The organism is Mycobacterium sp. 1164985.4 (genome assembly GCF_001668575.1).
Classification (GTDB): Bacteria; Actinomycetota; Actinomycetes; order Mycobacteriales; family Mycobacteriaceae; genus Mycobacterium.
Window position 1 is genome coordinate 59460 of the sequence record NZ_LZMD01000033.1, and the last position, 24086, is coordinate 83545.

Sequence of the window (24086 nt, forward strand, 5' to 3'; positions counted from 1 at the left end):
AAGCCCAACCCTAGCTTCAGGAGCCGGGGTGCAGGTCGTAGGCCGTGACCGGGCCCTCGAACCCCTTGAGCGTCAAGGGTTCCAGAGGGGTCGCGGGGTGGCCGGGCAGCGCATCGACCACGTCGCCCGCGGCGAGGATCTGGCCGGGCGCCGCCGCGCTGACCAGCCGCGCGGCCAGGTTGACCGGGGTGCCGAAGTAGTCGCCCCCGAGCGCGAGCACCAGGCCGTACCCGAGCCCGGCGCGCACGCCCAGGCCGCTCTCGCGGGCTCGCGGATAGTCGATCAGGTCCGTCGCCGCCTGGAGCAGCTGCTCCGGGTCGGAATTCACCCACATCACCTCGTCACCGATGAACTTGACCACCCGGCCCCCGTCGCCGTGCACCACGTCGCTCACCGCGCCGCTGAACTCGACCAGCAGTTCGGACAGCTCCGTCGGGCTCAGCCGCTGGGTCAGCACAGTGAACCCTGACAGGTCGGCAAACCCGACACCGCAGGTCACCACCGCCGATGAGTCGTGGATGACGTTCTCGAAGTAGGCCCTGGCGCTGGTGATGTGGTGGCGCCACACCGAGTCCATCAGCGCCGAGATGCCGGGCACCAGCTCGGCGACGGCGCGGTAGGCCCGTGCGGTGGTGAGCTCGTCGTGGGTGTGGGTCATCAGCAGGTCCGGCTGTGCGAGCCGGATCATCGATCCGCTGGCCTCGGCGAGGCGCGCCATCGTCGCACCGATGATCCGCAGGAAGTTGAGCGCGGCGCCCGGGCCGGTCACCGCGCTGATCGTCCGCCAGGACTGCAGTGCGTCGACGTCGGCGCTGCTCAGCGCGGGCACGTCGGGGTCGGCGGCCCGCAGGCCGAGCGCCTGCCAGGCGTGGGTGAGATCGGCGAGCGACACGCCGAGCCGCTCGGCGGCCGCCCGCAGGGTGACAGTGGGCGGGCCAGACCACTGCAGGACGTCACCCGCAAGGCCGAAGAGCCGGCCCCGTCGTTCGGCCTCGACCATGTCCTCGGCGGTGAACCCCAGCGAGTCGAGGTAGGCGATCAGACCTGCCCGGTCGTGGGCGTCGGCGATCCCGGCGGCTTGCAGCGCGTCGAGATCGACCACCTGCACAAGTGTGCCAACTGAGCGTCCCCATTAGGGTGGATCGGCGTGACGAACGTGTTGAAGGGCCCGCTGGAAGACCGCCACCGCGAACTCGGCGCGAACTTCGCCGAATTCGGCGGCTGGCTGATGCCCGTCTCGTACGCGGGAACGGTCAGCGAGCACACGTCCACCCGCAACACCGTCGGGCTTTTCGACGTCAGCCATCTGGGGAAGGCGCTGGTGCGCGGACCGGGCGCCGCCGAGTACGTCAACTCCGCGTTCACCAACGATCTGCGCCGCATCGGCCCCGGCAAGGCGCAATATACGTTGTGCTGCAACGACTCCGGCGGGGTAATCGACGATCTGATCGCCTACTACGTCTCCGACGAAGAGATTTTCCTGGTGCCCAACGCCGCCAACACCCCCGCGGTCGTCGCGGCGCTGCAGGAGCGGGCACCGGCCGGGCTCACCATCACCGACGAGCACCGGTCGTATGCGGTGCTGGCGGTGCAGGGGCCGAAGTCGGCCGAGGTGGTCGGCGGGTTGGGGCTGCCGACCGACATGGACTACATGGGTTACGCCGACGCCGAGTTCGCCGGGGTGCCCGTGCGGGTGTGCCGCACCGGTTACACCGGCGAGCACGGTTATGAGCTGCTGCCGCCGTGGGACCAGTCGGATGTGGTTTTCGACGCATTGCTCGAGGCCGTCACGGCCGCGGGTGGCGAGCCTGCCGGACTGGGCGCGCGCGACACCCTGCGCACCGAGATGGGCTATCCGCTGCACGGCCACGAACTGTCGCTGGATTTCTCGCCGCTGCAGGCCCGTTGCGGATGGGCGATCGGCTGGCGCAAGGACGCGTTCTGGGGTCGCGACGCGCTGCTCGCCGAGAAGGAGGCCGGACCGCCCCGGCTGCTGCGCGGACTGAAGGCCGTCGGTCGGGGAGTGCTGCGGGCCGACCTCACGGTGCTCGACGGCGACCGGCCCGTCGGGGTGACGACATCGGGAACCTTCTCTCCCACACTGAAAGTCGGCATCGGGCTGGCCCTGATCGACACCGCGGCCGACATCGCCGACGGGGCGCGCGTCGCGGTCGACGTCCGGGGCCGCGCACTCGAGTGTGAGGTGGTCAAGCCGCCGTTCGTCGAGGCGAAAACCCGCTAGCGCCCGGATATACAATCGCTGCATGACTGACGGCCCCCTCGAGTTCACGGTTGAGCGCAATGCGAACCGGGCGAGCGATGAGGTACGGGCGTCAATCCTGGCCAACCCCGGATTCGGCCGGTACCACACCGATCACATGGTCTCGATCGACTGGCACAAGGACGGGGCCGAGGGCGAGGGTTGGCACAACGCGCGCGTGATCCCGTACGGCCCGATCGAACTCGATCCGTCGGCGATCGTGCTGCACTACGCGCAGGAAATCTTCGAGGGCCTCAAGGCCTACCGGTGGGCGGACGGTTCGGTGGTGAGCTTCCGGCCGGAGGCCAACGCGCGCCGGCTGAGGTCCTCGGCGCGCCGGCTCGCGATTCCGGAGCTTCCCGAGGACGTTTTCATCGAGTCGCTGCGCCAGCTCATCGCCGTCGACGAGCAGTGGGTGCCGCCCGCCGGGGGCGAGGAGTCGCTGTATCTGCGGCCGTTCGTGTTCGCCACCGAGCCCGGACTGGGTGTGCGGCCGGCGACGCAGTACCGCTACATGGTCATCGGTTCGCCCGCGGGCGCCTACTTCAAGGGCGGCATCAAGCCGGTCAGCGTGTGGCTGTCCTCCGAGTACGTGCGCGCCTGCCCGGGTGGGACCGGCGCCGCCAAATTCGGCGGTAACTACGCCGCTTCGCTGCTCGCGCAGGCCCAGGCCGCGGACAACGACTGCGACCAGGTGGTGTGGTTGGACGCCGCCGAGCGCCGCTTCGTCGAGGAAATGGGCGGGATGAACCTGTTCTTCGTATTCGGCAGCGGTGGATCGGCACGGCTGGTCACGCCCGAGCTGAGTGGCTCCATTCTGCCCGGGGTCACGCGGGATTCGTTGCTGCAGTTGGCATCCGACGCGGGCTTCGCGGTCGAGGAACGCAAGATCGACGTCGACGAGTGGCAGAAGAAGGCGGCCGCCGGCGAGATCACCGAGGTGTTCGCGTGCGGAACGGCCGCCGTCATCACGCCCGTCGGCACGGTCAAGCACGCCGAGGGCGAGTTCAGCATCGCCGACGGCGGGCCGGGGGAGATCACGATGGCGCTGCGCGACACATTGACCGGTATTCAGCGCGGCACCTTCGCCGATACGCACGGCTGGATGGCCCGACTCGGCTGAGCCGGGCCACCCGCACCGCACGTCAGCCGATCAGGCTCTCGTGCTCGGGGCAGTAGGACGCGATCGAGGCGCCGACGAAGAACGCCGTATCCTCGAAATCCAGCTTAGTGGTACCGGAGACCGCGTCCACGGCGGCCGCGAGGTCGCCGCCCCCGTCGATCACAGCGCAGGCGTCGTGCGCGACGCTGATCGCCTCGGAGTCCGACGGTGGCTGGATGCCCTGCCGGCTGAGGACATCGATGAACGTGTCGTCGACGGTGTTGGCCGCGGCGGCGCCTGCGGTCACGACGGCTGCGATGCCCAGCGCGCCCACGGCGGCGGCAATGGTGATGCGGCTCAGATCGAACATGTCGGGCTTCCTTTCGATGGAGGGTTCCTTGCGGTACCGAAAGGCTCCGACGCCGTCCTTGGCGGATTCTTGGCGACTTCTTGGAGTCCGGCGCGGCTCAGCGGATCGCGAGCCCCAGCGCCGTGACCGTCATCGTCACTTCGATCGCGGCGCCGAGCACGTCGCCGGTGATGCCGCCGAAGCGTCGCACACAGTGCGCCACCAACAGCGCGCCGCACACCAGGCCCGCGGCGACCGCCAGCGGCCCCTGCCAGGGCCGCGGACCCGCGAGGACGGCGAGCCCGGCGACCGCGACGATCCACGCGCCGGCCACCGCCACCGGCTGTGTGCCCGCGACCCGCGCGCCCAGCGCGCTTCCCTGTGCTGCGGGCACACCCCTGCGGCAGGCCAGGACCGCGGCGACGCGGCCCGCCATGACCGCGACCACCAGCCCGGCGGTAGACAGCCCGGCGAACGTCAAGGCCTGCACCAGGAGCGCAAACACCACCGCGGCGACTCCGAACGGGCCTGCGGAGCCGTCGCGCATCACCTCGAGGGCGCGCTGTGGGGGGCCGTAACACCCCAGGCCGTCGGCCGTGTCGGCCAACCCGTCGATATGCAAGCCGCGGGTCGCACCCACGATGACCGCCACCGCGAGTACCCCGGCCAGCGGGCCCGCCCCGAATGCCCACGACGCCGCCCACACCACAGCCGCGGCCAGCCCGCCGAGCACCGCGCCCGCCACCGGCAACGCCGTCAGCGCGCCGCGCCCGATCGCAGTCGTGCTGCGCACCGGTACCACGGTGCCGAACGCGAAAGCCCCTGCAAGTGAACGGATCACGAGCTAGCGATCCTCGGACGTGACGCCCGCCTCGTCGAACGTCGCCATCGACGTCAGCGCTCCGACCGCGGCCCGCACGACCGACAGCGCGACAGCGGCGCCGGTGCCTTCGCCGAGGCGCATGCGCATGTCGAGGATCGGCTCGAGCCCCAGCCGGTGCAGTGCCACCTCGTGAGCGGGTTCGGTGGACAGGTGCCCGGCCTGCCACCACTGGCGGGCACCCGGCACGAGGCGTTCGGCCAGCAGCGCGGCCGCACTCACCACCAGACCATCGAGCAGCACCGGCGTCCGCCGCACCGCCGCCTGGGCACAGAACCCCGTCATCGCCGCGATATCCGCTCCGCCGCAGATCCTCAGCAGCGCAACGGGATCGGTGCGGCTGTCCCGGCACCTATACAGCGCGTCGCGGACGGCGGCGGTCTTGCGCGCCCAGCCCGCGTCGTCGACGCCAGTCCCGCGCCCCACGATCGCGACCGGCTCTGTGTCGGTGAGAGCCGCGATCAAAGTCGTTGCGGGAGTGGTGTTCCCGATGCCCATATCGCCCGCGATCAACAGGTCGACGCCGGAGTCGACCTCGTTGTCGACGATGCGGCGGCCGGCCTCCAGCGCGGCTACGACTTCGTCGGGGCTCAACGCATCCTCGACCGCGATGTTGCCGCTGCCGCGGCGCACCTTGTGCGCACCGATCGCCGGTGAGTGCGGCTCGTCGGTGTCGACGGCGATGTCGACGACGCGCACGGTCGCGCCCGCGGCCTCGGCCAGCACGTTGATCGCGGCGCCGCCGGCGTCGAAGTTGGCGACCATCTGCGCGGTGACGTCGGCCGGATAGGCCGATACGCCCGCCTTGGCGACGCCGTGGTCGCCGGCGAAGACCACGACCCGGGGTCGCTGCACCGGCCGCGGCGGGCACGCGCCCTGACACGAGGCGATCCACACGGAGAGGTCCTCCAGCCTGCCCAGCGATCCCTTCGGCTTCGTGAGCCGGTCCTGCCGCGCCCGCGCCGCGGCGGCCGCCTCCGCGTCCGGCGGCTGGACGGGCGGGAAGTCCGTCACGCCGGCTCCTTGACCGCGAGCGGTTGGCCGGCGACGACGAGAACCACCCGGTCGCAGAGCGCGGCGAGCCGCTGGTTGAGCGTGCCCAGCTCGTCGGCGAACCTGCGGCCGGCCTCCGTCGCGGGCACGACGGTCAACCCCACCTCGGGGCTGACCAGCGCCAGCGGAGCCGGAAACCCGTCGACGGCGCCGAGCAGGTCATCGACGTCGACGGCGATCGAGCCGCCCGTCCACGCATCCGATCGGTCCATCGCCGCGGTCAGCCACGAGCCGATGTCGTCGACCAGGGTAGCGATCGGCTGGGTGCGCAATTGCGTTGCGACATCGGTGGTTTCGACGGTCTCCCAGCGATCCTGGCGACGCTCTCGGTGTGCCGTCACCCGGGCCGCCCACTCGGGATCACCGGCGGGCGAGGGACCGGTCGCGAGATAGCGCATCGGCTGCGCGTCGGCCGCCTCGGCGGCGAGTGTGGTTTCGGCCCACTGCGACTTACCCGACCGGATGCCGCCGAGCACCAGGGTGCGCACCGGGTTCAGGTGACCTTTTCGCCGCGGTTCACCTGCGGGCGCGGTGCGCGCATGCGCCGCAGCTGCGACGCGCGACTGGCCGCGTAGAAGCCGAGCTTCCAGCCGCCTTCGGTGTTGTCGGGGAACTTCTCGTCGACCAGCTTGTTGACCCGTCGACCGAGGATGAAGCCGTCGATCACCATGATCAGCACCAGTACGAGCATCAAGGGCGAGATCAGCCGCTGGACCTGGACCGAGGGCACCGCGAGCATCACGAAGATCAGACCGAGGGCCGAGGGCATGAACAGCCCGAGCACGTTGCGGCGGGCGTCGACCACGTCGCGGACGTAACGGCGCACCGGACCCTTGTCGCGGGGGAGCAGGTAGGCCTCTTCGCCGGCCATCATCCGGTCGCGGCGTTCGTTCATCTGCTCGCGACGGGCCGCCTTCTCCTCGCGCCGCTCCTCGCGGCTCATCTTGTTGCGCATCTCTTTGCGGCGGCGACGCGCCTCGGCCGCCGTCATCGGGGCCGGCGCCACCGGTCCGCGCTTGCGGGCGGCCTGGTCGCGCTTGGGCGTCGGCCTGCCCTTGGGTGGGGTGGTGCCGCCGGGCCGGGCGGACTGCGCCTCCGTATCCGTGTTCTCCGCCACATCGGCATCCGATGCGTCGGCGTTCGGTTTGTCGTCTTTCTTGCGGCCCAGCAGGTTCACGCCTGCCAGGTTACTTCCGCGCCGTTGGGCGTCGGCGGCCTGGGGACAAACTCGGGAATAGCGTCGAAAGGAGGTACCGTTGATTCAGTACGCGCCACGACAATGAGGCCTACAGGAGACGTAATGACAGTTCAGGAAGAGTCGGCAGGAACCCCGGGCACGGCAACCGCCACCCACGGTGTGATCCTGACCGATGCTGCTGCCGCCAAGGCCAAGGCGTTGCTGGACCAGGAGGGCCGCGACGACCTCGCCCTGCGCATCGCCGTGCAGCCGGGTGGGTGCGCTGGATTGCGCTACAACCTGTTCTTCGATGACCGGTCGCTGGACGGCGACCTGACCGCGGAGTTCGGCGGCGTGAACCTGACGGTGGACCGGATGAGCGCGCCGTATGTGCAGGGCGCGACCATCGACTTCGTCGACACCATCGAGAAGCAGGGTTTCACCATCGACAATCCCAACGCCACGGGATCGTGCGCCTGCGGCGACTCGTTCAACTGATCCGCGGCTGATCGCAGCCGCTCAGTACTGCCCCGACGTGCGCGGCAGGTAGGAACACACCAAGATCTCGTTGTCGTGCGCCAACAGCTGAGCGACGGCCTGCTGTTCGCGGGTGTCGCTCTGATTGCGCCGCGATCCGGCCGGTGTCACCCGCATCGTGAACAACACCTGCGCCTGGTGGGGTGAGGGCTGCACGATCTTGTCGATCGACGTGACCTCGGCCTGCCGGTACTGCTTGCGGAAGGCGTCGCCGGACAGGCGCGCCAGCGCCAGATCGGAGCGCTTCTCCTTCACCGCATCGAACAGCCCGCACAGGGTGTGCCGGGCTACGGTCTCGTCGTCGCCGTTGGTCAGCGCGTCCAGATAGTCCTGGATGGCGGCCCTGGCCGACGAGTCGCTCAGCGCACTCGAACCCGTGGCGTCGTCGTCGCCGCCCGACCTGGCAATGATCGCGACGATGGCCGCGACCAACGCGAGTGCCACCACCGCTCCCAGAACGACCGGCCACCGCCTCTTTTTCCGGTACGGCACCGGCGGCGGCAGCATTCCCGGGTAGGCCGACGGCACACTTTCCGGGTACGGAAGTGATTGCGGATACATTTGCGGGCCGGTCGGTCCAGCGCCGTATTCGGGCGGGTACGGACCGGTCATAGATTTGCTCCCCGAGATATGCGTAGGAACGTGCCTGTCTACAGTGCTGCTTAGGAGGCGGGCCTGCCTTTTGTACGCAGGTTAGCGCACTAGAATTACCTAGGCGACTTAACAAATGAAGGGTGTAGTTCGTGACTATTGCGGTGACCGGATCGATTGCAACCGACCATCTGATGCGGTTCCCCGGGAAGTTCTCCGAACAACTGTTGCCCGATCACCTGCAGAAAGTCTCGCTCAGCTTCCTGGTCGACGATCTCGTCGTGCACCGCGGCGGCGTCGCGGGCAACATGGCGTTCGCGATCGGCGTGCTCGGCGGCGACGTTGCGCTCGTTGGCGCCGTCGGCCGCGATTTCGACGACTATCGCAGCTGGCTGGAGGCCGTCGGCGTCGACACCGAGGGCGTGCTGGTCTCCGACAGCGCCTACACCGCGCGGTTCGTCTGCACCACCGACGAGGCGATGGCGCAGATCGCGTCGTTCTATCCGGGTGCGATGTCAGAGGCGCGCAACATCTCCCTGGCGGACCTGACGAAGCGAATCGGGACGCCGGAACTGGTGATCGTCGGCGCCAACGACCCCGAGGCGATGTTCCTGCACACCGAGGAGTGCCGCAAGCTTGGGCTGGCCTTCGCCGCCGATCCGTCTCAGCAGCTGGCGCGGCTCTCGGGGGAGGAGATCCGCAAGCTGATCGACGGTGCCACCTACCTGTTCACCAACGACTACGAATGGGACCTGCTGCTGCAGAAGTCCGGCTGGAGCGAGGCCCAGGTGATGAGCCAGATCGGGCTGCGCGTCACCACACTCGGTCCCAAGGGTGTCGACCTGGTCAGCTCCGACGGCACCTTCATCCACGTCGGCGTGGTTCCCGAGAAGCACCAGGCCGACCCGACCGGCATCGGGGACGCGTTCCGGGCCGGTTTCCTGACCGGGCGCAGCGCCGGGCTGAGCCTGGAGCGCTCGGCGCAGCTCGCCTCGCTGGTGGCCGTGCTCGTGTTCGAGGCGCCCGGCCCGCAGGAGTGGAGCTGGAACCGCGAAGAAGCGATTCAGCGACTGGGCGACGCCTACGGCGACGAAGCGGCGGCGGAGATCGCGTCTGCTCTCAAATAGGAGCAGCGCTCGAGTCAGAGCTGCACCGGGTAGGTCGGCTCGCCGATCTGCGGGGTGATGCTGCGTTCGACGAAGATCGCGTGCCACAGCATGAAGATCAAGACGGTCCACAGCCGGCGGCTGTGATCGCTTGTGCCGCTGCGGTGTTCCTCGAGCATGGTGCGCACCGCGGCGAGGTCGACCAGATCTCCCGCCTGCGACGAGTTCACCATCGAGTGCGCCCAGTCCAGCAGCTCTCCCGCCCGCAGCCAGTGCCGGATCGGCACCGGGAAGCCCAGCTTCGGTCGGTTCAGCACATGCTCGGGAACGATCGGCTCCAACGCCCGTCGTAACGCGAATTTCGTTGTTGCCCTGGTGATCTTCTGGTCATACGGGAGGCGTGAGGCGACGGCGAAAACTTCGGGGTCCAGGAACGGCACCCGCAGTTCCAGCGAGTTGGCCATCGTCATCTTGTCGGCCTTGACCAGGATGTCGCCGCGCAGCCAGGTGAACAGGTCGATGTGCTGCATGCGCGCAACCGGGTCCCAGCCCTGCGACGCGGCGTACACCGGCGCCGTCACGTCGGTGTGCGTCCACTCCTGGCGGAAACCGGGCAGCACCGCGCGCAGTTGCTCGTCGGAGAAGCTGCGCGCGTTGCCGTAGTAGCGCTCCTCGAGCGTGAGCGAACCACGGTGCAGCAGGCTCTTGCCCCGCATCCCCTCCGGCAGCGGTCGCGACGCTCGCCCGAGCGACCGGCGCAGCGGGCGCGGCAGGTATTCGAACGGTTTGAGCGACAACGGTTCCCGATAGATGGTGTAGCCGCCGAACAGTTCGTCGGCGCCCTCGCCCGAGAGCACCACCTTGACGTGTTTGCGCGCCTCGCGGGCGATGAAGAACAGCGGCACCAGCGCGGGGTCGGCGACCGGTTCGTCGAGATACCAGACGATCTCGGGAAGCGCGGCAACGAACTCGGCCTGGCTGACGACCTTGGCCACGTGCCGGGCGCCGATCGCCTCGGCAGAGGCCACCGCGACGTCGACCTCGGAGAAGCCCTCGCGCTCGAAGCCCGTGGTGAACGTGATCAGCCGCGGGTTGTGGCGCATGGCCAGCGCGGCGATCGCGGTCGAGTCGATGCCGCCGGACAGAAAAGCGCCAACGGTCACATCGGCGCGCATGTGCTTGGCGACCGAATCCTCGAGCACGGCGGTGATCTCGTCGTAGCGTTCGGACTCTTTGCCCGCCACGAACGGCACCGCGGAGAACCGTGGATGGAAGTAGCGCGTCACCTCGGCGTCCGCCCCCGCACGGATGCGGGCGTAGCTACCCGACTCCAGCCGCCGGATGCCGACCTGCAGCGTTTCCGGTTCAGGCACGTACTGCAGCACCGTGTAGTGCTGCACGGCGCGCTGGTCGATGCCGAGGTCCAGGCCGAGCTCGTCGGCGAGGTCGAGGAGGCACTTCTTCTCGCTGCCCACCGCCGTGCCGCCGGGACCGCTGGCCAGATACAGCGGTTTGATGCCGAACGGGTCGCGGGCGCAGAACAGCTCGCCGCTCACGGTGTCCCACAGCGCGAACGCGAACATGCCGCGCAGCCGGGTCAGCGCATCGGTGCCCCAGTGGTGGTACGCCGCGATGATCGTCTCGCCGTCACCGTCTGTGTTGAACGCCACGCCGTGGCGGGCGGTCAGTTCCTCGCGCAACTCGAGGTAGTTGTAGATCTCGCCGTTGAACACCAGCACGTAGCGGCCCGGCGTCTCCGGAGGTCCCCACCGCAGCGGTTGGTGGCTGTGCGCGATGTCGATGATCGAGAGTCGGTTGAACCCGAGCACGACGCGGTCATCTGACCAGGTCCCGGGCTCGTCGGGGCCGCGGTGGCGCATCAGGTGCGACGCGCCCGACACCGCGTCGATCAGCGCGGGGGAGACGTCAGCGGACGGGTCACGCAACAGGGCCAGCAGTCCGCACACGGCGCCAGTATGCCTAATCGCGAGGTGTGTTGAGACCGCCACCCGGGCGTGGTCTACGCTGCGTAGTATTCGCTCCAGAAAACGACCGCACCGCGGTCGCGCGTCACTGACTTCTAGGAGGCTCCAACGTGACACCTCGCGGGCTGAAGGCGGTGGCGCGAACCGCGTCGCTGGCAGTCGTCCTGGGTGCTACAGCGTTGCTGCTCAGCGGCTGCAGCTGGTCGGAGGTGCTGGGCCTGGGATGGCCGAAGGGCATCACGCCCGAAGCGCACGTCAACCGCGAACTGTGGATCGGTTCCGTGATCGCCTCGCTCGTCGTGGGCGCGATCGTGTGGGGTCTGATCTTCTGGACCTCGGCGTTCCACCGGGCCAAGAAGACCGACACCGAGTTGCCGCGCCAGTTCGGCTACAACATGCCGCTGGAGCTGGTTCTGACGGTCGTCCCCTTCCTGATCATCTCGGTGCTCTTTTACTTCACCGTGGTGGTGCAGGAGAAGCTCCTGCACGAGGAGCCGAACCCGGAGGTCGTCGTCGATGTCACCGCCTTCCAGTGGAACTGGAAGTTCGGCTACAACAAGGTCGACTTCTCCGACGGCACCTTCACCTACGACGGGGCCGACCCGGAGCGTGCGGCCGCGGTGGCGTCCGGCCCGGAGGGGCTGCAGGGCGAGCACGGTGGTGAAGAGGGTTCACACGGCAGCGAATTCGGCGTGATCGCCGGCAAGCACCCGCAGGACCGCTCGTACCTGGCCTTCGACAAGGTCGAGACGCTCGGCACGTCCTCGGAGATCCCGGTGCTCGTGGTGCCGTCCGGCAAGCGCATCCAGTTCCAGATCGCCTCGGCGGACGTCATCCACGGATTCTGGGTGCCGGAGTTTCTGTTCAAGCGCGACGTGTTGCCGAACCCGGAGGCCAACAACTCCGACAACACGTTCCAGATCAGCGAGATCAACCAGACCGGCGCGTTCGTCGGGCGCTGCACCGAGATGTGCGGCACCTACCACGCGATGATGAACTTCGAGCTGCGTGTGGTGGAGCCCAACGACTTCAAGGCGTACCTACAGCAGCGCATCGACGGTAAGACGAACGCCGAAGCGCTGCAGGCGATCAACCAGTCACCGACCGCGGTCACCACGAAGCCGTTCGACACCCGCCGCGGCGAACAGGCACCCCAACTCACGCAGGCCAGCAAGTAGGGACACCACATGCATATCGAAGCCCGGCTGTTCGAGTTCCTGACCGCGTTCTTCATCCTCGCCGCGGTGGTCTACGCGGTGCTGACGGCGATGTTCCAGTACGGCGGCATCGAGTGGGCAGGCACGACGGCGCTGGTGCTCACCGCCGGCCTGACCCTTATCACCGGCACGTTCTTCCGGTTCGTGGCGCGGCGCCTCGATACGCGGCCCGAGGACTATGAGGACGCCGAGATCAGCGACGGCGCCGGCGAGCTGGGCTTCTTCAGCCCGCACAGCTGGTGGCCGATCTTCATCGCGTTGTCGGTGTCGGTCACTGCCGTCGGCGTGGCGATCTGGCTGCCGTGGCTCATCGTGGCCGGTGGCTGCTTCGTGATCACGACGGTCGCGGCCCTGACGTTCGAGTACTACACCGGCCCCGAGAAGCACTGACCGGCCGGGCCGTCCACCTTGCCGGTCGGCGCCGCGGCGCAAGGTCACAATCGAGCCACCACTTCGCGCGGCAACCGTGCCGGGTCATCACCCGCGGTGACGCCGTTGGGTAATGTTGCCGAGGCACGGTCAGCCGCGCTGGCCGCGCGGGCAATCGGACCGCGCCGGCCGAGCCGGCGATGCGCTGTAGGCGCCGGTGGAGTAGTCGAGAAGGATAGGCGTAGATGAGCGGGCCGAATCCCCCGGATGACGAAGGTTCGGACTTGACGGGCCAGGAGCCAGGTTCCGAACCGGACCACATCGTCGGCGACGAATCCGCGCCGGACACCAGCGAAACCGAGTTGCACTCGCGGGCGTACTCGGCGCCGGAGTCGGAGCATTTCACCGCGGGCCCCTATGTGCCGGCCGACTCCTCGCTGTACGACTACGACCACTACGAACCGGCCGACGCCGTCGACCAGCCCGCGCCGCCCCGGTGGCCGTGGGTCGTCGGCGTGGCGGCGATCATCGCGGCCATCGCCCTGGTGGCGTCCGTCTCGGTGCTGGTGACCCGCACCGACACCGACAACCTCGCCACACCGGAGACCTCCACCACGACCGTGGCGCCCCCTGTGCAGGACGAGATCACCACGACGACGCCGCCACCGCCTCCGCCGCCGACGAGCGAGGAGCCGCCGCCACCGCCGCCGGAAACGGTGACGGTGACCGAGGAGCCGCCACCACCGCCTCCGGCGCCCGCACCCGCCGAACCGCCGCCACCGCCGGCGCCGGAGAACACTGCACCCGCGGCGCCGCCGCCGCCCACCACGACGCGCTCGGGCCCCCGACAGGTCACCTATTCGGTGACCGGAACCAAAGCACCGGGAGACATCATCACCGTGACCTACATCGACGCGTCGGGACGCAGCCGGACGCAGCGCAACGTGTACATCCCGTGGTCGCTGACCGTCACGCCGATCTCGCAGTCCGAGGTCGGGTCGGTGCAGGCGTCGAGCCTGTTTTTGGTGAGCCGGCTCAACTGCTCGATCACGACGAGTGACGGGACCGTGCTGTCCTCGAACACCAACAACGCCGCACAGACCAGCTGCTGATGACTTACGAAACCGACGCGTCGGGGCGCTCGCGGTTGACCCCCACGTTGGATCCCAGCGAACTCGACCGCACCGACCGCATCCTGCTCGCCTCGTGCGCGGCGATCTGGCTGGTCGCGCTCGGCACCGGAGTCGCCGCGACGGTGGCATTGGTGGACCTCGGGAGGGGGCACGCCGACTTCTCGGCCGACGCCGGGACGCCGTGGCTGCTCTACACCATCATCGGGATCTCCGCGGTGGTGATCGTCGGAGCGGTCCCGCTGTTGTTGCGGGCCCGGCGCGAGGCGCTGGCCGAGGCGCCGCAGCCGCAGGGCACCGGATCCGCCCCGGCGGCCGCGGTTCGGGCGCCGGGGGTGGATCCGACGCCTGCCACCGAGAAGCTGCCGTACGCCGCGCCGCGCCAGCAGCGCACGCTTGAGGCGGCGGAACCGGCGTCGGCGGCGGTCGACCTGCTCTGGCTGCGCTGCGCGACGGTCATCGCGTGCGCGATCGGCATTGCCATGGTCGCCATCGGAATCGCGACCTACCTGATGGCGATCGACAGCGATGTCGCCGCGTGGGTCTTCTACGTGCTGACCGCTCTGGTAACGCTCGCCATGCCGGTCGTGCCGTGGTTCTACCTCAAAGAACTACGCGCCCTGCTCGATCAGCAGGGCGCGTAGTCCTTCTTCGTTTGTTGCGCGAACGGCCTCTCAGTGATGGCCGTTGGACGAATCCCCATCGCGTGAGCCGTGCCCGTTCGACGAGCCGGTGCGCGCCTGGTGCTCGGCCAGCGCGGTGAGCGCCCTGCGCTCGCCGGCGTGCAGCGCGGCGGCGAGCGCCTCGTGCTCCTCGATCGGATCGGCCGACAGGAAGCCACCGGTACCCGGCGCTCCCGCGGAGCCCAGCTTGTTCATCCGCTTCGGCAGGGCAGCGCCCTGGTACTCCAACGGAATCGGGTGGCCGTGCTCGTCCACCGGCCCCAGGGGTTGGTGCAGCTCGATGTAGGCACCGTGCGGCAGCCGTTTGATGATTCCGGTCTCGATGCCGTGTTCGAGCACCTCGCGGTCGCTGCGCTGCAGGCCGATGGCCCACCGGTAGGCGATGTAGTACACGATCGCGGGCAGCACCACCATGCCGATGCGGCCGATCCACGTCGTAGCGTTGAGCGAGATGTGGAACTTGAGCGCGATGATGTCGTTCATCGCGCACAGCGTGAACAGCATGTACAGCGAGATCGCGGCCGCGCCCAAAGCGGTTCGCACCGGAGCGTCACGCGGACGCTGCAGCAGGTTGTGATGCGCGTCGTCGCCGGTGAGCTTCTTCTCGAGGTACGGGTAGGCGATCAGCAGCATGAACACCAGCCCCATGAACAGCGCCACCCACGTCGAGGCCGGCACGGTGTAGTTGCCGAGGTAGAGCTCCCACGGCGGGAAGATACGCGCCACACCCTCGGTCCACATCATGTAGAAGTCCGGCTGGCTACCCGCCGACACCTGAGATGGCTTGTAGGGCCCGAGGTTCCAGACCGGATTGATCGTCAGCAGACCACCCATCAGGCCGAGGATGCCGACCGTCATCGCGAAGAACGCGCCCGACTTGACCGCGAACACCGGCATGACGCGCACGCCGACGACGTTGGTCTCGGTGCGGCCCGGGCCGGGGAACTGGGTGTGCTTCTGGAACCACACCAGGGCCAGGTGAAGCCCGATCAGCGCCAACATGATTCCGGGGATCAGCAGGATGTGCAGCGCGTACATCCTGGGAATCCAGTATCCGTCCTCGCTGCACATGTATCCGACTCCGCCGCACGGGAAGTCGCCACCGAACAGCGCCCAGTGCAACCAGGTGCCGATCACCGGCATGCCGAGCGAGATCGACGACAGCGCGGCCCGCAGCCCGATGCCGGAGAGCAGGTCGTCGGGCAGCGAGTAGCCGAAGTAGCCCTCGAACATCGCCAGGATCAGCAGCAGGGCCCCGATCACCCAGTTCGCCTCGCGCGGCCGCCGGAAGGCGCCGGTGAAGAAGATGCGTGCCAGGTGGACCATGATCGCCGCCGCGAACAGCAGCGCTGCCCAGTGGTGGATCTGACGGACGAACAGCCCGCCACGGACCTCGAAGCTGATGTCGAGCGTCGACGCGTAGGCCTTCGACATCTCCACACCGCGCAGCGGTTGGTAGACACCGTTGTAGGTCACCTCGGCCATCGACGGGTCGAAGAAGAGCGTCAGGTACACGCCCGTGATCAGCAGGACGATGAAGCTGTACAACGCGATCTCGCCCAACAGGAAGGACCAGTGGGTCGGGAACACCTTGTTCAGTTGGCGTCGCACCGCCGCGGACGGGTGGTAGCGCGAGTCGATCGCATTCCCTTGGTGGGCCGCGATTTCGGCGACGTTCGGCGGTTTCGGCAATTTCGGACTCATGCTGTTTTCCGTTCCCAGAAGGCCGGCCCGACGGGTTCGATGAAGTCGCCGTTGGCGACGAGATACCCGTCCTGGTCGATGGTGATGGGCAGCTGCGCCAACGCGCGCGCAGCCGGGCCGAATATGGGTTTAGCGAAGTGCAACGCGTCGAACTGCGACTGGTGGCACGGGCAGAGGATGCGATACGACTGCTGCTCGTAAAGCGATGAGGGACAGCCCAGGTGAGAGCAGACCTTGGTGTAGGCGAACAGGTCGCCGAAGTTGAAGCTCTCCTGGCCCTTGCGCTTGACCACGCGGGGCATGTCCTGCGACTTGATCCGGATCAGCATGACCGGGTTCCGCACGCCCATCGCGATCTCCGCGAGGCGGTGGTGGGACTCCGTCGTGGTGCCGTCACCGTCGGACTCCCGCCACGGGAACACCGTTTCCATGCCGCCGGCGTCGATGTCCTCGGGCCGCATCTTGATGAACGTGCCGCTTCCGGTGGAACGCGCAAGGTAGATGGTTTCGCCCTCGAACCGCGGGGTCCAACCGGACGTCCACAACACCGCCTTTTTACCGTCGGCCGTCTGCACCACCGGCTTCCACGGGTTCTTGATCAGCCCGCCCGCGAAGGCCACCAACGTGCCGAGGCCGAACGCGCCGAGCCCGATGCCCAGCGAGAGGCCGACGAGCTTGCGGCGCTTGATCCCCGAACCCTCCAGCGCATCGGTCAGGTTCGCCGCCACCGTCCTGCGCTGGATTTCGGGGGATGCGCCGTCGTGGCGCTCCTGGATCGAGATCTCTTGCGGGATGAACTTCTTCTGATACAGCACCGCGCCGATGCCGATGGCGAGGATCGAGAGGCCGAAGGTCAACCCATACAAGGGAGTGGTCAGGCTGAACAGGAACTCGCCCTCGGAGCCGGGCGGCTGATACTCCCACGGCCAGAACAAGAACACCAGCAGCAATGCCAGGCCCGAAAAACCGCCCAGCATAAGCCAGTACGACACCACACGGCCGGCACGCTTCTCGGCCTTGGTGCCGGGAACCGGCCACCGGTCTTCCTTGTAGACGGTTTCGACGCCGTCGAGTCTGCCGCCGAGTTCGACTAGCTCCTCACGCGACATCGCCGCCAGTTCGGCATCGGTCGGCTGACCCGGCACGCCGCCGTGGCCTGGGGCATCCGTGCCCTTGGGGGTGTCGCCTGCGCCGTTACCCGGCTCGCTCATGCTCGCGCTCCGATCCACAGGGCCGCGACTATGACGGCCACCATGCCGATGATCCAGGCCGCCATACCCTCGGGCGCCGGGCCGAACCCGCCGAGGCCGTAGCCGCCGTAGCTGGGAGTCTCCGCCGATTCGCGGACGTAGGCGACGATGTCGCGCTTCTCGTCCGGTGTCAGCTGTCGGTCCGAGAACTTGGGCATGTTCTGAGGACCAGTGAGCATCGCGGTGTAGATCTGCGCGGGGTTGGCTTCTCCAAGGTCGGGCGCGTACTTACCCGACGACAAGGCGCCGCCCTTACCGGTGAAGTTGTGGCACGATGCGCAGTTCAACCGGAACAAGTCGCCGCCGCGGGCGACGTTGTCGCCGAGCAGGGACTCCTGCGCGACCCCGCCATTTGCGTCACGCGGGACGACGGGGCCGCCGCCGTTGGCCTGAACATAGGCCCCGAGCGCGTCGGTCTGGGCCTCATCGAACACCGGCGCCTTCCGTGGAGCCTGGGCCTCGCCGCGCATCGCGGGCATGCGGCCGGTGGAGACCTGGAAGTAGACCGCAGCCTCGCCGACGCCGACGAGGCTGGGGCCGCGGTCCGGCACGCCCTGGAGGTTGGCGCCGTGGCAGGTCACGCATGAGGTGTCGAACAACTGCTTACCGGTGCGCAGCAGCGCCGACTGCGATTCGTCGGCTACCGCGACCTGCGGCGAGGGCGTCAGGGTGGCGGCCAGACCGCCCGCGACGCCCAGTCCGAGCAGCAGCAGGACAGCACCTGACAGGCGCCTGCGTAGCCGACGGCGCGACTTGTCGGTCATCGAACCCCTTCTCATCGGACCGGTAAAGGAGCCGGTCAACGGACTCATCGGCGAGCCGATCAACGGACGAAGTAAATGGTGGCGAACAAGGCGATCCACACGATGTCGACGAAGTGCCAGTAGTACGACACCACGATCGCCGCGGTGGCCTGAGCCGGAGTGAACTTACTCATCCGGGTTCGGGCCAGCAGGATGAGGAACGCGACGAGTCCGCCGATCACGTGCAGGCCGTGGAAGCCGGTGGCCAGGTAGAACACCGAGCCGTAGGCGCTGCTGGAGATGGTGGTGCCGTGCTGGACCAGGTGCATGTACTCGTAGCCCTGACCCAGGACGAAGAACAGGCCCATCGCGAAGGTCAGGACGTACCAGCGGCGAAGCCCGAACACGTCGCCGCGTTCGGCGGCGAAGACACCCATCTGGCAGGTGAACGACGACGCGATCAGCACCAGGGTGACCGGCACGGCCTGGGCGAGGTTCAGCTCCGTCGGTGGTGGCGGCCATTCGCCGCCCGATTGCGAACGCGCGGTGAAGTACATCGCGAACAGGCCAGCAAAGAACATCAGCTCGCTGGACAGCCAGACGATGGTGCCGACACTGACCATGTTCGGCCGATTCAGCGAATGTACTCGCGACGTGATTGCGGTTCCCGAGGTCCCTACAGCGCTCGTCACAGGAGCAAGTATGACGCTTTGTAGTTGTCGATCTCCACCCGGGTCGGCGTTTCGTCATAATCGCGAGGTGGCTCATACGGACAAACCCGATCCCTTCGCCTGGCCCCGGATCCTGGGCCGGCTCACCACCGGCCAGTCGCTCGAGATCGGGCAGGCGGCGTGGGCGATGGATCAGATCATGACTGGCGCGGCCACGCCCGCTCAGATCGCCGGTTTCGGGGTGGCGATGCGGATGAAGCGCCCGACGTCGGCCGAGGTGACCGAACTGGCCGACACGATGCTCAAACACGCGCGGCGGGTTCCCACAGACGTGATCGGCACCGCGACCGTCGACGTGGTGGGCACCGGCGGGGACGGCGCCAACACCCAGAATCTGTCGACGATGGCGGCGATCGTCGTCGCGGCCGCCGGGGTGCCGGTGATCAAGCACGGGAACCGCGCCGCGTCGTCGCTCTCCGGGGGAGCCGACACGCTCGAGGCGCTCGGGGTGCGCATCGACCTCGGACCCGACGAGGTCGCGCGCAGCGTCGCCGAGGTCGGGATCGGGTTCGCATTCGCGCCGCACTTCCACCCGTCGTACCGGCACGCGGGTGTGGTGCGCCGCGAACTCGGGGTGCCGACGGTCTTCAACCTGCTCGGCCCGTTGACGAATCCGGCATCGCCGCGGGCCGGGCTGGTCGGGTGCGCATGGGGCGAGCTGGCCGAGGTGATGGCCGGCGTGTTCGCGAGCCGGGGGTCGAGTGTGTTGGTGGTGCACGGCGACGACGGTCTCGACGAACTCACCACCACCACGACCAGCACGATCTGGCGGGTGCAGGCGGGCACGGTCGAGCGGCTGAAGTTCGACCCGGCCGCGTTCGGGTTCGCCCGCGCCGAGATCTCCGAACTGGTCGGCGGCGACGCGGAGGCCAACGCGGCGTCGGTGCGCGCGGTGTTCGGCGGTGCACCCGGTGCGGTGCGCGACGCGGTGATCCTCAACGCCGCAGGCGCTTTGGTGGCGCACGCGGGGCTAGCCAGCGACGCCAAATGGCTGCCCGCCTGGGAGAGCGGGCTGGCCAGAGCGGCCGAGGCCATCGACTCCGGGGCGGCCGAACAGCTCCTCGCGCGTTGGGTGCGGTTCAGTCAGCAGGCTTGAGCCGGCGATCTGTTCGGCAGCGACGCGGGCCGAGCGCGCCGACGCGGCCCAGGCCGCCCACCGGCCCGCCGCGTGTGCTGGCGTGCAGTACCCGTCGTCTGCGCGAACGATGCGCACGCCGGGCTGGTACAGCCACCGCGCGATCAGCGCGGTCTCCTCGACCAGTGCGCCGCCCAACGGCGCCGGCGACGACAGAACCGCTTGTGCCCCAGCGCAGATCGCGTCGACGACCGGCATGGGTGGGACGCCACGCGGGGCGTTGCCCGCGGCCGCCAGCTGGCCGTTGCGGACCACCGCGAGGTGCCAACCGCCGCTGCCGTCGGGACGCGCCGCCACGAGTTCGGTGACGGCGGCCAGCGCCCGCAGCCGCTGCCCGCGCCATAACCCGTCGATCGCGGCGGCGGCGTGATCGCGCACCCGCGCCGCGGTCTCGTAGCGGCCGCGGTCGGCGAGGTCCGCGATATGCGCCATCACGGCGGCCAGGGCGCTGCTGTCGCGGCCGGCCATCAGGTCGGCGGCCTGTGCGACCGTCCCGGCGTACTCGGCGGCGCTCGCATCGCGTGGCGCCGGGCAGGGTGAGAGCTCGCGTTCGGGGCAGGCCGGACCATGCACCGCGGTGCGCCTCAGCTTCTTGGTGCACGTTCGGACACCGGTGAACCGGGCCAGGAGCGCGGCGGTGTCGACCGCGTCGGCGCGGACGCGGAACGGGCCGATCACCGCGTCGTGCTTCGGGGTGCGCACGATCGAGAAACGGGGAAAGGCCTCGTCGGTCAACGTGATCCACCACCACCGCTGCGGGAACTTCGACCGCCGGTTGTAGGGCGGGGCGTGCGCGGCCAGCAGGCGGAGTTCGCGCACCCCGGCCTCCAGCTCGTGTGCGCACTCGACGTGGTCGACCGCCGTGGCGAGCGAAGCCATCTCCTTGATGCGGGTGCGCGAGTCCGAGCCGTTGAAGTACTGGCCGACGCGGCGTCGCAGGTCGACGGCGGTGCCGACGTAGAGGACCTCGGCGCCCGGCCCGCGGAACAGGTAGACGCCCGGCCGGTGGGGCAGCGCCGTGGCCAGGTGGCGGTTGCGCCGCTGCGCCGGGGTGACGTCGGGCAGATATCCCCGCAGGTCGGTGTAGGTGTGCACACCCTGATTGCCCACGCGCTCGATGAGCCCGTGCAGGACGTCGACAGTGGCGCGCGCGTCGTCGAGGGCGCGGTGCGTCGGCGTGGTGCTCGCGCCGAACAGCCGGGCCAGCGCGGAGAGCCGGACACTCGGCGCCTCGTCGCGGGTGAGCACCCGCCGGGCGAGCTTGACCGTGCACAGCACCGGCGGCTTCGGCCACGCGATCTGAGCCCGTTCGGCGGCGGCCCGCAGGAACCCGATGTCGAAGCCGGCGTTGTGCGCGACAAGCACGGCGCCGCGGGAGAATTCGAGGAACGCCGGCAACACCGACTCGATCTTGGGCGCGTTGCACACCATCGCGGTGGTGATCCCGGTCAGCGCCACGATCTGCGGCGGGATGCTGCGGCCCGGGTCGACCAGTGTCGCGAGCTCGCCGAGCACCACACCGCCGCGCACCTTGACCGCACCGATCTCGGTGATCGAGTCGTGGTTGTCCCCGCTGGCGCGTCCCCCGGTGGTCTCCAGGTCGACGACGACGAACGTGGTGTCGCGTAACGAGACGTCAGCCTGCCGATCGACATCGGCGAAGCTGAGCTGGCTCACGGGTCGACGGTAGAAAACACCACCGACAGTCTCGGGTTGCCACGCGGCCGGGACTTGTCGGTGCCTCCCGATAGCGTGCGGACCGCACCGACCGAGAGGAGCCATTCGTGGGCACGGTGAAGATCGACTGCGACGACTGCGCGGTTCGCGGGCCTGGATGTCAGGACTGCGTCGTGAGCGTTCTGCTGGGCGTACCGGACACCTTGTTGGAGGACGAGCGCCGGGCGCTGGAGGTGCTCGCCGACGTCGGCCTGGCACCGCGGCTCCGGCTGGTACCGGTCCGACGGGACGGGAGTTCGGGTGTCGCCTGACGACACGCGGCGTGGCGGGCGGCCGAACGAAATATGAGCTGACTGTTAAATTTGCGTCTTCTGTTGGACAACCCCGATGCCGTTTCGTAACCTGTCTGAGACCTAAGGGCAGTTCGACACGGCTTCGTTCCGGATGTTGAAGGACGCAAAATCTTGAGGCTCCACCGCACGCGCGTGACCATTCGCGGGTTTCTTCACCCCTTGGTTAGCGCGATAGTCGGTATCACTTTCTTCGCAGGACTCTTCGCGGTCAGTGTGCAGGCCGACCCGGCTGACGACGCGCTGGCGAAGCTCAACGAGCTGTCGCGACAGGCCGAGCAGACCACCGAGGCGATGCACTCGGCGCAGCTGGATCTCGACAACAAGCTGGCCATCCAGCGGGATGCCGAGGCCAAGCATGCCGCCGACCAGGCGGCCGCCGACAAGGCCCGGCAGGAGCTGGCAAACTTCCAGGGTGCCGTCAACAAGGTTGCTGCGGCCCAATACATGGGCGGCAGGACCGATGGTCTGGACGCGATCCTGACCGCGAACTCACCGCAGGGCCTGATCGACCAGTTGTCCATCCAGCGCGTGATGGCCGCCGAGATGTCGGCGCAGATGAAGAGCTACCGCGAGATCGGAAAACAGGCTGCGCTGGCCGAGGAGGCCTCCGCGAAGTCGGCTGCCGAGGCCAAGACCGCCGCCGAACAGGCCGCGGCTGTGCGGGCCGACCTGCAGTCCAAGCAGAGCCGGCTGCAGGTGCAGATGGCGGTCGTGAAGTCGCAGTACGAGGCGTTGACGCCGCATCAGCGCGAGGCGCTGGCGGCCGTCCCGCCCGGACCTCCGGTGCCGCCGCCCGCGCCGGTGCCGCCCGGCGGTGACCCTGCGGTGCTGGCCGCGCCACCCGCGCCGGGCGCCATCCCGCCGGGCGACATGGCACCGCCGGTGGGCGGCCATTCCGCGACCGTGATCCAGGCCGCGCTGAGCCGCATCGGCTCGCCGTACACCTGGGGCGGATCCGGCCCCAACGCCTTCGACTGCTCCGGACTGGTGATGTGGTCGTTCCAGCAGGCCGGCATCTCGCTGCCGCACTCCAGCCAGGCCCTGGCCAACGGCGGGCAGGCGGTGTCGCGGGATCAGATGCAGCCGGGCGACCTGGTGACGTACTACTCCGATGCCTCGCACGTCGGCATCTACATCGGTGACGGAATGATGGTGCACGCCTCGACCTACGGCACGCCGGTGCGAGTCGCTCCGGTGGACAATGCGCCGATCTACAACGTCCGCCGTTACTGACCGCCGCAGTGCCGCGCACGCGAGGAACAGGTCCAAACTCGCCGCGCTGTTGCTCGCCGAGTTGATCTGCGCGCTGTTGCTCATCGGTCGCTCCGAGGTGCCGTCCGGCCCGATGGTGGCCACGCCTCCCACGCCCGCATCGCTGACTACGCCAACCGCGGCGTCGCGCACGCACACGCTCGGCGACGGCCGGGTGGTCCGGTTGATGAATCTGGGTGGGCCGCGGACCGAGGGGTTGGAGTCGCGGCTCGAGGCCGAGATGGAGGCCGCCTCGGAGGCGGTCACCGCGTTCTGGGGCCCCGACTGGCCGCGTGAGGTCGTGATCGCGGTCGCTGGCACCGACGCGCAGTTCGCGTCCCTCGGCGGCGGCGACACCCACACCGCGGCGACCACCACCGACGAGAGGATCATGTTCGCGCCCGGAGCCGCGGATCTCGGCGACGCCGCCCTGCGAATCGTTTTGCGCCACGAGCTTTTCCACTACGCGTCTCGCGCCGCGACCGCCCCGGACGCGCCCCGCTGGCTGACCGAGGGCGTCGCGGACTACGTCGCTCGGCCCGCCACGACGAAGCCGGGCTCCTTGACCCTCGCGCTGCCCACCGACGCCGAGCTGGCCGGACCTGCGCGTTCCCAGGCCTACGACCGGGCCTGGTGGTTCAGCCGGTTCGTCGCCGACCGCTACGGCGCCGGCACGCTGCTCGAGCTGTACCGACGGGCGTGCGTTGTGGGCCATCCCGACGTCGCCACGGCGGTGCGCGACGTCCTCGGGGCGGACCTCGACGCCGTGCTCGCCGGGTGGCGGCAGTGGGCGAGCCGATGAC

General features: G+C 68.9%; 24 protein-coding genes and 1 pseudogene. 12 read left to right on the plus strand and 13 right to left on the minus strand.

Annotation, left to right across the window (positions count from 1 at the left end; all coding sequences use genetic code 11):
- Window positions 1-16: 16 nt before the first annotated feature.
- Window positions 17-1102 (minus strand): adenylate/guanylate cyclase domain-containing protein, encoded by a 1086-nt coding sequence (locus tag A5650_RS04350; protein ID WP_067286713.1) that lies wholly within the window; start codon window positions 1100-1102, stop codon window positions 17-19.
- A gap of 45 nt (window positions 1103-1147) precedes the next feature.
- On the opposite strand from A5650_RS04350, the gene gcvT reads away from it, so the two are divergent.
- Window positions 1148-2242 (plus strand): glycine cleavage system aminomethyltransferase GcvT, encoded by a 1095-nt coding sequence (gene gcvT / locus A5650_RS04355; protein ID WP_067286595.1) that lies wholly within the window; start codon window positions 1148-1150, stop codon window positions 2240-2242.
- Between the two features lie 22 nt (window positions 2243-2264).
- Entirely contained in the window at window positions 2265-3383 is a 1119-nt protein-coding gene (locus tag A5650_RS04360) for a branched-chain amino acid aminotransferase (RefSeq protein WP_067286596.1), read from the plus strand.
- A 22-nt stretch (window positions 3384-3405) separates the two neighbouring features.
- On the opposite strand, the gene A5650_RS04365 is transcribed toward A5650_RS04360, so the two are convergent.
- From A5650_RS04365 to A5650_RS04385, 5 genes are all read right to left on the minus strand, one after another.
- Window positions 3406-3732 carry a DUF732 domain-containing protein gene (locus tag A5650_RS04365; RefSeq protein ID WP_067286600.1) on the minus strand — a complete coding sequence of 109 codons (327 nt, stop codon included), beginning with the start codon at window positions 3730-3732 and terminating at the stop codon, window positions 3406-3408.
- Window positions 3733-3829: 97 nt separating this feature from the next.
- Window positions 3830-4552 (minus strand): adenosylcobinamide-GDP ribazoletransferase, encoded by a 723-nt coding sequence (locus A5650_RS04370; protein WP_067286602.1) that lies wholly within the window; start codon window positions 4550-4552, stop codon window positions 3830-3832.
- Window positions 4553-4555: 3 nt separating this feature from the next.
- Window positions 4556-5605: a nicotinate-nucleotide--dimethylbenzimidazole phosphoribosyltransferase gene (gene cobT, locus A5650_RS04375; RefSeq protein WP_067286605.1), complete on the minus strand. Its 1050-nt coding sequence runs from the start codon at window positions 5603-5605 to the stop codon at window positions 4556-4558.
- Window positions 5602-6132 (minus strand): bifunctional adenosylcobinamide kinase/adenosylcobinamide-phosphate guanylyltransferase, encoded by a 531-nt coding sequence (locus A5650_RS04380; RefSeq protein ID WP_067286607.1) that lies wholly within the window; start codon window positions 6130-6132, stop codon window positions 5602-5604. The genes cobT and A5650_RS04380 overlap by 4 nt, the downstream gene beginning before the upstream one ends.
- Before the next feature lie 5 nt (window positions 6133-6137).
- Window positions 6138-6821, minus strand: coding sequence for a DUF3043 domain-containing protein (locus A5650_RS04385; protein WP_067286610.1), 684 nt, complete (start codon window positions 6819-6821; stop codon window positions 6138-6140).
- Between the two features lie 123 nt (window positions 6822-6944).
- Here A5650_RS04385 and A5650_RS04390 point away from each other — a divergent pair, with 123 nt between their 5' ends.
- Window positions 6945-7319 (plus strand): HesB/IscA family protein, encoded by a 375-nt coding sequence (locus A5650_RS04390; protein WP_067087765.1) that lies wholly within the window; start codon window positions 6945-6947, stop codon window positions 7317-7319.
- Window positions 7320-7340: 21 nt separating this feature from the next.
- Here the strand turns inward: A5650_RS04390 and A5650_RS04395 are convergent, their stop codons facing one another.
- Window positions 7341-7970: an Rv0361 family membrane protein gene (locus tag A5650_RS04395; RefSeq protein WP_067286611.1), complete on the minus strand. Its 630-nt coding sequence runs from the start codon at window positions 7968-7970 to the stop codon at window positions 7341-7343.
- A gap of 131 nt (window positions 7971-8101) precedes the next feature.
- Between A5650_RS04395 and A5650_RS04400 the strand changes: the two genes are divergently transcribed.
- The gene (locus tag A5650_RS04400) at window positions 8102-9076 is read left to right on the plus strand and encodes a carbohydrate kinase family protein (RefSeq protein ID WP_067286612.1); all 975 of its coding nucleotides are present in this window, start codon (window positions 8102-8104) and stop codon (window positions 9074-9076) included.
- Window positions 9077-9090: 14 nt separating this feature from the next.
- Here the strand turns inward: A5650_RS04400 and asnB are convergent, their stop codons facing one another.
- Window positions 9091-11022 (minus strand): asparagine synthase (glutamine-hydrolyzing), encoded by a 1932-nt coding sequence (gene asnB / locus A5650_RS04405; RefSeq protein WP_067286614.1) that lies wholly within the window; start codon window positions 11020-11022, stop codon window positions 9091-9093.
- 128 nt (window positions 11023-11150) lie between these two features.
- Here asnB and ctaC point away from each other — a divergent pair, with 128 nt between their 5' ends.
- From ctaC to A5650_RS04425, 4 genes are all read left to right on the plus strand, one after another.
- Window positions 11151-12218, plus strand: coding sequence for an aa3-type cytochrome oxidase subunit II (gene ctaC, locus A5650_RS04410; RefSeq protein WP_067286617.1), 1068 nt, complete (start codon window positions 11151-11153; stop codon window positions 12216-12218).
- 9 nt (window positions 12219-12227) lie between these two features.
- The gene (locus tag A5650_RS04415; RefSeq protein ID WP_067286620.1) at window positions 12228-12647 is read left to right on the plus strand and encodes a cytochrome c oxidase subunit 4; all 420 of its coding nucleotides are present in this window, start codon (window positions 12228-12230) and stop codon (window positions 12645-12647) included.
- Window positions 12648-12871: 224 nt separating this feature from the next.
- The gene (locus A5650_RS04420; RefSeq protein ID WP_067286625.1) at window positions 12872-13738 is read left to right on the plus strand and encodes an MmpS family transport accessory protein; all 867 of its coding nucleotides are present in this window, start codon (window positions 12872-12874) and stop codon (window positions 13736-13738) included.
- The gene (locus tag A5650_RS04425) at window positions 13738-14400 is read left to right on the plus strand and encodes a DUF2561 family protein (protein WP_067286627.1); all 663 of its coding nucleotides are present in this window, start codon (window positions 13738-13740) and stop codon (window positions 14398-14400) included. The genes A5650_RS04420 and A5650_RS04425 overlap by 1 nt, the downstream gene beginning before the upstream one ends.
- A 30-nt stretch (window positions 14401-14430) precedes the next feature.
- Here the strand turns inward: A5650_RS04425 and qcrB are convergent, their stop codons facing one another.
- Genes qcrB through ctaE form a run of 4 tightly spaced genes read right to left on the minus strand, consistent with a single transcriptional unit; the run spans window position 14431 to window position 18828 of the window.
- Entirely contained in the window at window positions 14431-16143 is a 1713-nt protein-coding gene (qcrB, locus tag A5650_RS04430; protein WP_067286629.1) for a cytochrome bc1 complex cytochrome b subunit, read from the minus strand.
- Window positions 16140-17354, minus strand: a complete 1215-nt coding sequence (gene qcrA, locus A5650_RS04435) for a cytochrome bc1 complex Rieske iron-sulfur subunit (RefSeq protein ID WP_067286631.1) — start codon at window positions 17352-17354, stop codon at window positions 16140-16142. Before qcrA ends, qcrB begins: the two co-directional genes overlap by 4 nt.
- Complete coding sequence (qcrC, locus tag A5650_RS04440) at window positions 17351-18172, minus strand: cytochrome bc1 complex diheme cytochrome c subunit (RefSeq protein ID WP_502687045.1); 822 nt, start codon at window positions 18170-18172, stop codon at window positions 17351-17353. The genes qcrA and qcrC overlap by 4 nt, the downstream gene beginning before the upstream one ends.
- Window positions 18173-18216: 44 nt before the next feature.
- Window positions 18217-18828 carry an aa3-type cytochrome oxidase subunit III gene (gene ctaE / locus A5650_RS04445; protein ID WP_082950603.1) on the minus strand — a complete coding sequence of 204 codons (612 nt, stop codon included), beginning with the start codon at window positions 18826-18828 and terminating at the stop codon, window positions 18217-18219.
- Window positions 18829-18895: 67 nt separating this feature from the next.
- Here ctaE and trpD point away from each other — a divergent pair, with 67 nt between their 5' ends.
- Window positions 18896-19963, plus strand: coding sequence for an anthranilate phosphoribosyltransferase (trpD, locus tag A5650_RS26290; RefSeq protein WP_231992533.1), 1068 nt, complete (start codon window positions 18896-18898; stop codon window positions 19961-19963).
- On the opposite strand, the pseudogene A5650_RS04450 reads toward trpD, so the two are convergent.
- A pseudogene (locus A5650_RS04450) lies at window positions 19901-21784 on the minus strand (DEDD exonuclease domain-containing protein); the annotation flags it as partial. The gene trpD and the pseudogene A5650_RS04450 sit on opposite strands and share 63 nt — an antisense overlap.
- A gap of 2 nt (window positions 21785-21786) precedes the next feature.
- Between A5650_RS04450 and A5650_RS04455 the strand changes: the two are divergent.
- From A5650_RS04455 to A5650_RS04465, 3 genes are all read left to right on the plus strand, one after another.
- Complete coding sequence (locus A5650_RS04455; protein WP_067089664.1) at window positions 21787-21990, plus strand: hypothetical protein; 204 nt, start codon at window positions 21787-21789, stop codon at window positions 21988-21990.
- 201 nt (window positions 21991-22191) lie between these two features.
- Window positions 22192-23265: a peptidoglycan hydrolase RipC gene (gene ripC, locus A5650_RS04460; protein ID WP_231992534.1), complete on the plus strand. Its 1074-nt coding sequence runs from the start codon at window positions 22192-22194 to the stop codon at window positions 23263-23265.
- Window positions 23234-24085 (plus strand): basic secretory protein-like protein, encoded by an 852-nt coding sequence (locus tag A5650_RS04465; RefSeq protein WP_067286642.1) that lies wholly within the window; start codon window positions 23234-23236, stop codon window positions 24083-24085. The genes ripC and A5650_RS04465 overlap by 32 nt, the downstream gene beginning before the upstream one ends.
- The last annotated feature ends 1 nt before the right edge of the window (window position 24086 follow it).